Raw genomic sequence first — 12,072 nt, 5'->3', positions numbered from 1 at the left:
TCTTGTTTTAAGTCGTTTGGCAATTACCAGATGCGCACGCGATCTTCTGGTGCAAGCCACATGCCGTCACCTTCTTTGATATCAAAAGCCTCATAGAAAGCATCAATATTCAATAGTGGTTGAGTAGCTCTGTAACGCCCAGGAGAATGTGGGTCTGTTAGCACCTGAGTACGCAAAGCTTCGTCCTTTGCCAAAGTGCGCCATACAGTAGCCCATGACATAAAGAAGCGTTGTTCCGGAGTGAATCCATCGATGTTCTCCGGACGTCCGTTCTTCTCAAAATACATTTGCAGGCCGTCATAAGCGCCAAGTACACCGCCAAGGTCACCGATGTTTTCTCCAAGTGTGAAGGCTCCGTTGATATATACGGAATCTACCACCTCGATCTTGCTGTACTGATCTGCCAAGGCCTTTCCGCGAGCAGTAAATTGTTCCAAGTCGGCTTCGGTCCACCAGTTGACTGCGTTACCGTCTCCGTCAAAACGCGCTCCAGAATCGTCAAAGGCGTGAGATATCTCATGTCCGATAACCGCTCCGATACCTCCGTAGTTTACGGCATCATCGGCCAAATAGTCGTAGAAAGGCGGTTGCAAAATTGCAGCCGGGAATACGATCTCGTTGTTCAGCGGATTAAAATAAGCGTTCACGATCTGCGGCGCCATCCCCCACTCACTGCGATCTACCGGTTGGTAAATATCGGCCAGGTTCTTTTTAGCCGCCCAGTCGCTAACAGCGAGCATATTGGCAAAATATCCGTTGTCTTCTTTGATCTCCAATTCAGAATAGTCTTCCCACTCGTCTGGGTAACCGATCTTCACGGTAAACTTATCTAGTTTTTCTATCGCTTTGATCTTAGTGCTGTCGCTCATCCATTCCAGATTGTTCACACGTTGCTTGTAAGCAGCGATCACATTGGCGATCATCTCTTCTGCCTTAGCTTTAGCCTCTGGCGGGAACTTAGCGTCTACATAAAGTTTACCCAGCGCCTCTCCAACATTGTTGTTTACGGTAGCCAAAGCACGTTCTTTAGGATCGCGCTGTTTTTTGGTATCTCTCAAATACTTGGAATAGAACTCCCAGTTGGTGTATTCGATCTGGGTAGTAAGCATATTGGCTGCGTTGTTCAAGGTAGTCCACTTAACTAAAGTCTTGATGTCTTCAATTGGTGTGTTCTTCATGAAATCTTCTAAAGCAGTCATATAATCAAGATCTAGAACAATTAGTTCTTCGATCTTAACAGGCACTTCCATGTCTGCCATAAGCTTGTCCATATTTACAGACGGCAACATGGCTTGTAGCTCGGCAAAAGTGCGCGGGTTGTTCAACTTGCGAACATCGCGGCTTTCTACTTTGTCTAAACGAGGCTCCTCCAATTGAGTCTCCATGGCCAAGATCTTCTCTGCAGCGGCTGCAGCAGTAGCTTCATCATCTCCTACATACTGGAGCATTTTAGTGATGAACTTCTTGTACTCTTCTCGGATCTCTTTAGATTTCTCATCTTGTAAAAGGTAGTAATCGCGGTCTGGCAATCCTGTTCCTGCTGGACTCACGTAGAAAGTGTTCATAGAAGAATCGTTGAAATCTCCAAAGGCCTGCATGGCCAAGAAAGGAGCACTTACTGCAGGATTAGTTGCCAATACAGTTTGTAATTCGTCTAAGTTGGTAATGCTGCTTATCTCGTCTAAGGCAGGTTGCAGCGGAGTTATCCCGGCAGCGTCACGAGCTACAGTGTCCAGCTTGGATTCAAAGAGAAAGATCGCTTTTGCCTGATCGGTCTCTGGGCTGTATTTTCCACTTTCTTTTGCCGCTGCAATAAGTTCCAATACATCGGCATCAGTAGATTTACGCAATACGCTGAATCCGCCCCAAGTAGAGCGGTCTCCTGGAATCTCGGTCTCTTTGAGCCAAGTTCCATTCACATAATTGTAAAAGTCATTTTTAGGAGACACCGTGGTGTCCATATTGGCCAGAATGATCCCGTGTGGGCCATCATCCTTTTGAGCCATATCGTTTTCGTTTTTACACGAACTAACCAAGAGAATGCTCGCAAAAGCACCTACAGTGGCTAGCAAATACATACGCTTCATAGAAGTTGATTTATTGATTTGTTCTTAGTTTGTGGATATAAGACCGTTTTCAGCGCAAAACGTTACACGCTTTAACGTTTATCACTGGTTTTCGGCCGCAATGATAGAATCAAGGATCGCTTTTTGTTTTTTGCGCTCCTCTTCTTCACTTTCCTTTCTGTCTAGATCAATGCGATCTTTTAGCAGTTTCTCGTTAATACGCACTTTCAAATTGGCCAATGAGGTATTGAGTTCGTCAAAGCAGGTACTAATTGCTTCGGATTTTGGCCTTTCGCTATTGATTGCTTGATCCAGCAGTTTTACACGCGTTTGCAAAACGTTGATCCGAGAGATCACACTCTGCTCAGACAAGGTATCGGGTACCGTATTGGCCAGCGAATCAGAAAAACTCACCAAACGCTCGGAACGCGATCTGATCTCCGATAAAGAAAGTGTGTTCATGGCCACAAGTTCGTTTTCAAAGTCATCGAAAATAGACCAGTCGTTTACAATCGCAATTGCTGCGGAGTTGATCCGCGGCAATTTCACACTAGCCGTGCCATAAAAGTAAGTACTGTCTTGTTTGGTCGTGTCTTCTTCTTGTTGTTGTCCTTTTTGAGAATCGCACGCCCAGAGCAGGGTAAAACCCATCAAACCGACCAAAATGTAGAGATTGCGCTGCATATTCCCCGCAAATATAACCAATTAGTCCGCCCAAATATGTTGAAAAAAACATAAATGCCTCTCAACGATGGGAGAGTATTATTCTGCTTATATTTGCTTTGCAGCTTCCTTATTTGGGGTTGTACAACCAAATAAATACTTCCTTAGTTTAAACCGAGTATGTTAAAATCACGTATCCTTGTCCTGGGTGGCTGCGGACAATTGGGAACCGAACTCGTTGCCCATCTACGCGCGCAATACGGCGCAAAAAAAGTCATAGTTAGCGATATTAAAGAAGCGGACGATGAGATGATGGCCCAAGGGCCTTTTGAGGTAATAGACGCTACCGATTACAGCCAGATAGAAGACGTAGTGATCCAATACGAGATCACCGAGATCTATCTTTTGGCAGCCATGCTATCTGCCACTGGCGAAAAGTTCCCAGAAAAGGCCTGGCAACTCAACATGACCTCCCTATTCAATGTTTTGGATCTGGCCAAAGACGGTAAGATCGAAAAAGTGTTTTGGCCTTCTAGTATTGCGGTTTTTGGGGAATCAACACCCAAAGACAACACCCCGCAACAAACTGTGATGGAACCCAGCACGGTCTATGGAATTAGCAAGCTTGCCGGCGAGCGATGGTGCGAGTATTACCACCGCAAATTCGGAGTTGATGTACGCAGTATCCGTTATCCGGGGCTTATTAGTTATAAAACGGCTCCCGGAGGCGGAACCACCGATTATGCGGTAGACATATTTCACAAGGCGCTCAAACACGACTGCTATGTTTCGTTCTTGAATGCACAGTCCGAACTACCTATGATGTATATAGAAGATGCCATTCGTGCAACAATTGCCATTATGAATGTGCCGAGGTCACAGATCAAAGTTCACAGTTCTTATAATTTAGCTGCGCTTAGTTTTACTCCGGAGCAATTAGCAGCCGAGATAAAAAAACACCGCCCAGATTTCCAGATCTCTTACGATCCCGATTTTAGACAAGAGATCGCCGATTCTTGGCCAAACTCCATAGACGATTCAGATGCGCGCAACGATTGGGGCTGGGAACACAAATTCGGGATAGAAGAAATCACAGAGATCATGCTGCGCGAACTGGGGCCGGTCTACGCTAAATAATACTCATGAAGGTTTTTGGATGGATTTTGGTTTTACTAGTAGGCTGCATCTCCTGCGCTGATGAATCCGCAGAAAACATAGTCTTAAAGAGTATGGAATACCACGGCGGCATAGCGGCCTGGGAAGCCACAGATAAACTAAGCTATCTTAAAACTACTAGACTTTACGGAGCAGATGGCAATCTGGAATCTGAATCGAATATTGTTTACACCCATCCTTTATACAAGGACTTGCCAGCCAGTATGCGCTGGTTAGATGGCGCCCAATTAAAAGCCTTTAAGTTGGATTCCACCGGAGGTATCAAAGCCAACTTTGACCTTACTGCTGCAGATAGTATCCGTTATAAGGAGAGTTTACGCACTGCTCCCTATACCCTCTGCCAGCCATATAAGCTTTTGGCAGACGCTGAGCTGCTTAAAAGGCATCCGGACGAGGTTTTAGAAGACGGTCAGGCGGTTTATGTGATAGGGTTGTCCTATACAGAAGAAGATGGCTCCGAGGGGACCAAGTGGAAATACTACTTTAACCAAGACAACTATCGTTTAGAAGCTGCTTTGGTTTTACATAATGGCAGTTATAGCTACATCCGCAATGATGTTTACGAAGAAAAGACCGGCCTATCTTTAAACGCCAAACGCATGAGTTACCGCACAGACAGTATACGTAATGTGCAATACCTGCGCGGAGAATTTATCTACGAATATTTAGATTCCGAAGAATAAAAAAAGGCTCCAAATAATGGAGCCTTATCTGTATCTATGGCTATTGAATCTATTGCTTTATCAAACGCTGTACAGCAGTACCTGCACTGCTTTGGAATTTCACCAAGTAAAGACCAGTAGCCAGTTCAGAAACGTCCACACTTAAACCAGTTTGTTGGCTTAGCTCAAGGTTAAGGACTTGTTTTCCTGTAATATCAAAGATGGTTATAGCTTCTAGAGGCTCATTTGCATTCCATTGGATCTGCAGCTGGTCTCCTGCCGGGTTTGGATACATTACTACCTGAGCAGAATCGAACTCGTCTACAGAAAGTCCGCAGAAATTGTTAGGATCTTCAATGGTCACTGTAGCAGTACAGTTGTAAACATTACCGGCGTAATCGGTGATGGTAACATCTACAGTGTTCACTCCAATATCATCGCAAACAAAGGCAGCCGGAGATAAACTCACATCCATTCCAATGTACATAAGGTCTTTGATACGAACGTCGAAACCATCGTCTGCAGCAGGGTTTCGAATTGCTACAGCAACACCCGTGTCTAAGTCTACAGTATAGACCGTATCACAGCCAAAAGTAGTGGAGCTAACTACTTTATTATCTCCTACATATTCGATCCCTTGAGAAGTTCCGCCACAGCCACCATCTGGTACTGTAAAGGAAACCACAAAACTCACAGATCCATCGGCCAGAGAAATGGCATTTACGTCTATATTGGCTGTTCCGCTAGCGTGCAGTAGCCTGCTGTTCTCAAAATCGTAGGTTAAACCAACACCTCCGGCAGTTCCAGCTGTACCCACATCGGCAAAGGCATTCATAGTTCCTGTGCTTAAGTCGTACAAGCCGATCTCTCCAGATTGGAAAGTCACATAAAGCGCCCCATCACTTCCAAAGGTCATGTCTTGCGCCTGAACATCTCCAAGTGGCGAAACCATAGCGTCAATTAATGTTGTAGCGCCGGTGTCCAGATCAAAGGTGAAGAGCGAGCGAGCGCCTGCGTTGTTCTGTAAAATATAGACCTGATTCTCTATCGGATGATAATCCATGGCAAAGAATTGGTCTGTACCTGTACTAGTAACCACTGGGGTCTTAACACTGATATCGTCCGTAAGCGGATCGTAGTTGTATAGGTGTACGTCATTTATCCCGCCAGTGGCGTTCAGATCGATGGCGTAAAGATTGTTTATCGCGTTGGTCACAGTACCGCCATTGAAAGGAATAGAAAGATCTGATTGCACCTCAACGGTAGCGTCATTACATTCAGGACCTGAAGCGGTAGACACATTCACATACATCAAGTCTTTTATAGAAGTATTGAATGGGTTAGGGTCGGCAAGACTTTCTACGGCCTCTGTGTTTAGGTCAATGGTGTAAATAATCCCACATCCAAAGGTTGAAGATGAAATACATTTGCCATTACCTACATACTCTATGGCTTGAGCAGTACAGCTACCTGATGCTCCCGGAACACCAGCAAACTGAAAAAGCAAAGTACTTACTCCGGTATTCTTGTCTATTTCGTATACATCGATCGGGCCAGTACCGTTGGCATAAATTAATCGATCGTTATCAAAATCATAGGTCATACCAGCACCGCCACCACCGGGTAATGTTCCTAGAGCGGTCCCAACTCCACTGCCAAGATCTACAGTATTGATCTCACCAGATCCAAAAGCCACATAAAGTGTTCCATCAGAATCGAAAGCCATTGCATTTGCGTTTGTAGCTCCTGTTGAAGAAGTTACCGTAGCGATAAAACTGGTTGCACCTGAACCTACGTCTAAGGAATACATGTTGCGATTTCCTGCATCGTTTGCAAAGTAATACACCAAGCCATCCGCCGGATTGTAGTCTAAACCATAGTTGGTTCCAAATCCTGTTGTAACGAGCGTAGAAGCATCGTAATTCAGCATATCTGTCTCTGGGAAATAGCTGAAACGAGCTACATTGTCTGTACCGTCGAAAGCGGCAACCGCATATAAACTGTGTGCTGAAATGACCGTACCTCCCAGATTAATCTCATCTGGAGCACAGTTCTCATCAATTGGGGCTGACGAATCTGTTGCCAATACAGTAGCACAGGCTACAAGCACCGCAAACAGCGATAGGTAGAATTTTTTCATTGATCTTTTTTAAATATTGTTGATTTACCTAAAGGTAGCGAAAAAGAAAGCTTCTTTTACTTGGGGTATCTTTCTAATCGCTTCAATGCTTAAAAAAGGGAGGGGACTTCTTAAAATCGAATGATCAAGTAAGATTTTCCTTAATTATGAGCGCTTTACAAGTAATTTTAAATTGTCTAACTTCATCCAGAGCAAACCACCCTTATGGAAAACACCACCATTATTCTTGTAGTCATGATCGTGTATATGCTCCTGCTAATTGGCTGGGGCTTGTATCAAGGTCGAAAGGTTAAAACGGCCAGTGACTTTGCAATTGCGGGCAGAAAACTACCGGGTTGGGTGGCTGCCTTGTCAGAAAGAGCTACGGGAGAATCCTCTTGGGCACTATTGGGCTTGCCAGGAGCTGCTTATGCCACTGGACTTATGGAAGTATGGACGGCCATTGGTTGTGTGGTTGGGATCATAGTGGCCTGGGTGGTCATTGCCAAACGCTTGCAAAAAGAGGCAGATAAATACCAGGCAGACACCTTTACGGGTTACATTGCTAAACGCCATGGCGATGCCGCCAAATGGATCCGTTTGGTGGGAAGTGCGACCATAGTTTTCTTTTTCTTTTTCTACGTAGGCGCGCAGTTCTTAGGCGGTGGAAAAACGCTCAATACCCTTTTTGAAATAGACCGCAGTTGGGCCATGCTTTTGGTGGTCTTGCTGGTAGTTCCTTATACTATTTACGGCGGATTCCGTTCGGTGACCTATACCGATGTGATCCAATCTGTACTCATGATCGTGACCCTGATCATAACCCCAATAGCTGGTTATTTGTATTTAAAGGGTTTTACTGCGGATGTGAACTATGCACATTCCGTAGGCGAGGCTTTAGAAAAAGCCGGCGCCGAATACAGCACCATGATGGGCGGCGCCGTGGCGAATCCAGATAGTGCTTTGGGCAAGGTCTTAATGGATTGGTTCCCCAACGCCCCAGACATGGTAGCCGGTTTAGGCAGCGGTATTATGATCGCTGTGGCCTTTAGCTGGTTCTTTGGCTACTTGGGCGGACAACCGCAACTGAGCATGCGTTTTATGGCGATCCGTTCTGAAAAAGAAGCTAAAATTGCCCGCAACATAGGCGTTATTTGGACGGTTATCGCTTACACAGGAGCCCTTTATATCGGTTGGTTGGGCATTGCCATTTTTGGCCCCGAAGGTTTGGCAGATCAAGAGACGGTTATGCCTCGGGTGTTAACTACCATATTCCCGCCAGTGGTATCGGGAATTCTCATTACTGGTGTCTTAGCAGCTATCATCTCCACGGCCAACTCGCTGTTGATCCTCTCTGCCACAGAACTCTCAGAGAACCTCATCAAACCGCTTTCTAAAAATAAATCCGAAGCAAAATCGCTACTGCAATCCAGAGCCATTACCGCAGCGCTTTCTGTAATTGCTTTATTGATCGCTTTTGTGACACCCAGCGACCTTATTTACAGTATAGTCGGCTATGTTTGGGCGGGAATTGGGTCTACCTTTTCGGTGGTGATCCTACTCACCCTGTTCTACAAATCCTATCACGGCAAAGCTGCCTTGGCTACTATGATTGCTGGCCTATTTTTCACCTTGTTTTGGATAGGTTCCGGCTTGGATGCAGTGATCTCTTCACGCATCATGACCTTTGTAGTGGCTTTGACAGTAGCGCTGCTGAGCACCAAACTGCTTAAGCCCAATAAGGCTTAATCTTTTTTGGCCATCTTTTCTAGCAGGCTGATCTGCTTGTCCATTTTCTGAACCATGGCATCTAAGAGCTGAATGTCTTTTGGCGTCACTTCTGTTTGATCCTTTGGGTCTTCGGATTTATTGCGGATGCGGTTCATCACCTTCACCACCAAAAAGACTGTAAAGCCTATGATCAGGAAATCTACCGAAGCTTCTATGAATTTGCCGTAGCCAATAGCGATCTCCTCTGGATAGGTCACGCCGTCTGCGGTGACCGCCTCGCGGATCACCCATTTTTTGTTGGTCCAGTTGACTCCGTCGGTTAAAAAAGAAAGTGGCGGTAGAAAGACTTCTTTAACCAATACGTCTACTACTTTGTTAAAGGCTGTTCCTATGATCACCCCTATGGCGATGTCTATCATATTGCCTTTTACAGCGAATTCTTTGAATTCTGAAAATAATTTTCTCATTATTCTTTGATGCTTAGTTTGATTACGCCAGGTAAAGATATAAACCACATTTGGTCTGCTCACAAAGTGTATTCGGTTTTCACGGTATGGACCTTTGACCTTTTCTTTATTTCTTTTTTTCTTGATACTTTTTTCTTGACTTTTTCTATATGTCCTTTTTAGCATTGTCCTTTTTCTTGCCTTTTTATATGTCCTTTTTACCATTGCCCTTTTTCTTGCCACTTTTTGCTTGACAAATTGCGAAGTGATGTTTTGAAAAAACCAAAAGCCCAGTGGGCTTTTGAACGAAGCAGCCGCGTAAGCGGAAGGCAATCTCTTAAATGACATCTCGATACTTTGCAGAACGATGTTTCAAAGAAACCAAACATCCAGTGGATGTTTGAGTGAAGCACCTGCGAAGCAGCAAGCCAATTATATGTCATCACTCGATGTCCGTATTATACTTTTTACAAATCTTTACTCCAAATGAGCAGAATTCCCGACCTTTAAAACATGAGCTTAGAAATTAAATCCCGCATTTGGATAGAAAAAGACGGGCAAACCCTTTTGGGGCAAGGCCGAGTGCAACTCTTAACCGCTATAGCAGAAAAAGGGTCGCTTTCTGCGGCAGCTAAAAGCATCTCCATGTCTTATAAAAAGGCCTGGCGTTTATTGGACGAGATGAACTCCGCAGCAAGCACGCCATTGGTCATAACCGCCGTAGGTGGAAAAGACGGTGGGGGCGCTCAGCTTACAGACGCTGGCCAGCAAATGATAACAGCCTTTAACGAGATCCGCAGCCAATGCGAGGCACTCTTTGAGAAGCTCGCCACCAAACTTCCGCAGCACTAAATGAAAAACCTGAATGGCATAATACTCTGTGGCGGACACAGCAAACGCATGGGGGCAGACAAGGGCCTGCTTAAACTCGGAGAGCACAGCTTTATTGAGCATTTGGCCCAAAGCATGTCGCCTTTTTGCGATAAGATTTTTCTCTGCGGAAGCAAACCGGCCTATACCGAACTTGGCCTAGACGTAATTGCCGATATTGTTCCAGATTCTGGAGCTTTAGGGGGCTTGTATTCTGGGCTGATTCATACCAGCACCAACTGGAATCTGGTGCTAAGTTGTGATGCTCCGTTGGTAGATGCAGCTATTATTGAAACGCTTATTGAAGCCTTAGATCCACAGCAAAAAGTGGTGCATGCCATAACCGAAAAAGACGCCCATCCATTGATAGGTTGTTACCACAAAGACTGTGCAGAAAGTTTTAAAAAAGCCATAGATAGCGGACATTTAAAGCTGCAACCTGCCGTGCAAAACTGCAAGCCCAAACAGGTAGAATTCCATCCGCCGCAGGCTAAAAAACTCCTCAATATCAATACCCCAGAAGACTACCAAGCACTACTGAAGCTTTACTCCTAGCGGAAGTTGAGGTATTTGCATATAAAAATTTGCTATCTTCATAATCTACAAGGGTGGAATCGTTCCCCAAACTTGTAGTATCTGAACTAACTAAACAGCACATGACCGATCTTGACATTGCCAAGCAATGTACGCTACAACACATTAGCGACATTGCTGGAAAGTTGGGCCTGAGTCCCGACGACATTGAACTCTACGGCAAGCACAAAGCCAAACTGCCACACAGCATTATAAACCCCGACAAAGCAGCGCAAAGCAAGCTGATCTTGGTGACCGCTATCTCGCCTACGCCAGCAGGAGAAGGTAAGACCACCATGTCTATTGGACTTTCAGAAGGCCTGCACCAAATTGGCAAAAAAGCCATAGTAGTGCTGCGCGAACCGAGTTTAGGCCCTGTATTTGGGATCAAAGGTGGAGCCACCGGAGGTGGATATTCGCAAGTGCTCCCTATGGAAGACATCAACCTGCATTTTACGGGCGATTTTGCCGCCATAGAAAAGGCGCACAACCTTTTGGCAGCGGTGATAGACAACAATATTCAAAGCAAGACCAACTCTTTGGGTATCGATGCCCGAACTGTGGTTTGGAAGCGAGTTATGGACATGAACGACCGTTCCCTGCGCAACATAGTGATCGGTTTAGGCGGACCTACCTCTGGTGTTCCGCGCGAGACCGGTTTTGATATTACAGCGGCATCAGAGATCATGGCGATCTTGTGTTTGGCCAACGATATGGAAGACCTCAAGCGTCGTTTGGGAAATATCTTTGTGGGCTACACTTTTGCCAAGGAGCCCATCTACGCTCGCGATTTAAAAGTGCAAGGTGCCATGGCGGCCCTGCTCAAAGAAGCAGTAAAACCTAATTTGGTGCAAACCATAGAAGGGAATCCGGCAATTATTCACGGCGGACCTTTTGCCAATATCGCACAAGGAACCAATTCGGTACTGGCCACTAAAATGGGAATGTCATTGGCAGATTATACGGTGACAGAAGCTGGGTTTGGTGCCGATCTGGGTGCGGAAAAGTTCTTGGACATCAAATGTCAAAGCGCAGGAATTTCGCCTAAGGCTGTGGTAATTACTACGACTATTCGCGCGCTGAAGTATCACGGCGGAGCCGATCTGAAAAACCTGACCGAAGAGAACGTTGACGCCCTTAAAAACGGGCTGCCCAACCTAGAAAAACACTTGGAGAACGTAATGCAGTTTGGCATTACACCCATTATCTCCATAAACCGTTTTGTGTCCGATAGCGAGGCAGAGATTGCTTGCATCAAAGAATTTGCGGCCAATAAGAATGTCCGTGTTTCTCTGGCGGAAGTTTGGGCCAAAGGCGGTAAAGGTGCTATGGATCTGGCCCAACAAGTGGTAGATATCATAGAAGAGAACGAGGCCAATTTTACACCTATGTACAGCTGGGACATGCCGGTTATGGATAAGATCAAAGCCATTGCTACCAAGATCTACGGTGCTGCGGATGTAGAATACGCCGCCAAGGCCAAAAAGGACCTGCGTACTATAGCCGATCTAGGCATAGAAGGCTTACCGGTCTGTATTGCCAAAACGCAAAAGTCACTCTCTGACGATCCGAAACAAATTGGACGCCCAAGTGGCTTCACGCTAACGGTTCGTGAGATCGAGATCGCCGCTGGCGCTGGATTCTTAGTGCCTATTACCGGAGACATGATGCGTATGCCTGGGCTACCGGCGCATCCGGCCTCAGAGCATATAGACATAGACAACGAAGGCAATATCAGCGGGTTGTTTTAACATCCCATTGAAAGT

10 protein-coding genes are annotated in these 12,072 nt (G+C 45.6%); 6 read left to right on the top strand and 4 right to left on the bottom strand.

What is annotated here, in order from left to right; genetic code table 11:
* Positions 1-23 precede the first annotated feature (23 nt).
* Positions 24-2,087, bottom strand: coding sequence for a M13 family metallopeptidase (locus AC0J2F_RS08570; RefSeq protein WP_473007287.1), 2,064 nt, complete (start codon positions 2,085-2,087; stop codon positions 24-26).
* 81 nt (positions 2,088-2,168) lie between these two features.
* Positions 2,169-2,750, bottom strand: coding sequence for a hypothetical protein (locus AC0J2F_RS08565; protein WP_473007286.1), 582 nt, complete (start codon positions 2,748-2,750; stop codon positions 2,169-2,171).
* Between the two features lie 159 nt (positions 2,751-2,909).
* Between AC0J2F_RS08565 and AC0J2F_RS08560 the strand changes: the two genes are divergently transcribed.
* Positions 2,910-3,866 (top strand): NAD-dependent epimerase/dehydratase family protein, encoded by a 957-nt coding sequence (locus AC0J2F_RS08560; RefSeq protein WP_473007285.1) that lies wholly within the window; start codon positions 2,910-2,912, stop codon positions 3,864-3,866.
* Between the two features lie 5 nt (positions 3,867-3,871).
* Complete coding sequence (locus tag AC0J2F_RS08555; protein ID WP_473007284.1) at positions 3,872-4,588, top strand: hypothetical protein; 717 nt, start codon at positions 3,872-3,874, stop codon at positions 4,586-4,588.
* Between the two features lie 49 nt (positions 4,589-4,637).
* Here the strand turns inward: AC0J2F_RS08555 and AC0J2F_RS08550 are convergent, their stop codons facing one another.
* Positions 4,638-6,707, bottom strand: a complete 2,070-nt coding sequence (locus AC0J2F_RS08550; RefSeq protein WP_473007283.1) for a T9SS type A sorting domain-containing protein — start codon at positions 6,705-6,707, stop codon at positions 4,638-4,640.
* A 204-nt stretch (positions 6,708-6,911) separates the two neighbouring features.
* On the opposite strand from AC0J2F_RS08550, the gene AC0J2F_RS08545 reads away from it, so the two are divergent.
* Complete coding sequence (locus tag AC0J2F_RS08545) at positions 6,912-8,435, top strand: sodium/proline symporter (protein ID WP_473007282.1); 1,524 nt, start codon at positions 6,912-6,914, stop codon at positions 8,433-8,435.
* Here the strand turns inward: AC0J2F_RS08545 and mscL are convergent.
* Positions 8,432-8,884, bottom strand: coding sequence for a large conductance mechanosensitive channel protein MscL (mscL, locus tag AC0J2F_RS08540; RefSeq protein WP_374959374.1), 453 nt, complete (start codon positions 8,882-8,884; stop codon positions 8,432-8,434). The two genes, AC0J2F_RS08545 and mscL, sit on opposite strands and share 4 nt — an antisense overlap.
* A 492-nt stretch (positions 8,885-9,376) precedes the next feature.
* Here mscL and AC0J2F_RS08535 point away from each other — a divergent pair, with 492 nt between their 5' ends.
* The 3 genes from AC0J2F_RS08535 to AC0J2F_RS08525 all read left to right on the top strand — a co-directional run bounded on the left by AC0J2F_RS08535 (position 9,377) and on the right by AC0J2F_RS08525 (position 12,057).
* Positions 9,377-9,715 (top strand): winged helix-turn-helix domain-containing protein, encoded by a 339-nt coding sequence (locus tag AC0J2F_RS08535; RefSeq protein ID WP_473007281.1) that lies wholly within the window; start codon positions 9,377-9,379, stop codon positions 9,713-9,715.
* Positions 9,716-10,288, top strand: a complete 573-nt coding sequence (gene mobA, locus AC0J2F_RS08530) for a molybdenum cofactor guanylyltransferase (protein ID WP_473007280.1) — start codon at positions 9,716-9,718, stop codon at positions 10,286-10,288. It abuts the gene before it with no gap.
* A gap of 101 nt (positions 10,289-10,389) precedes the next feature.
* A complete protein-coding gene (locus tag AC0J2F_RS08525) occupies positions 10,390-12,057 on the top strand; it encodes a formate--tetrahydrofolate ligase (protein ID WP_473007279.1) in 1,668 nt (555 codons plus the stop codon).
* The last annotated feature ends 15 nt before the right edge of the window (positions 12,058-12,072 follow it).

The organism is Gilvibacter sp. CC01, assembly GCF_055755295.1.
Note: the sequence above shows the minus strand (reverse complement) of the source record. Positions and strands in the feature narration are given on the sequence as shown.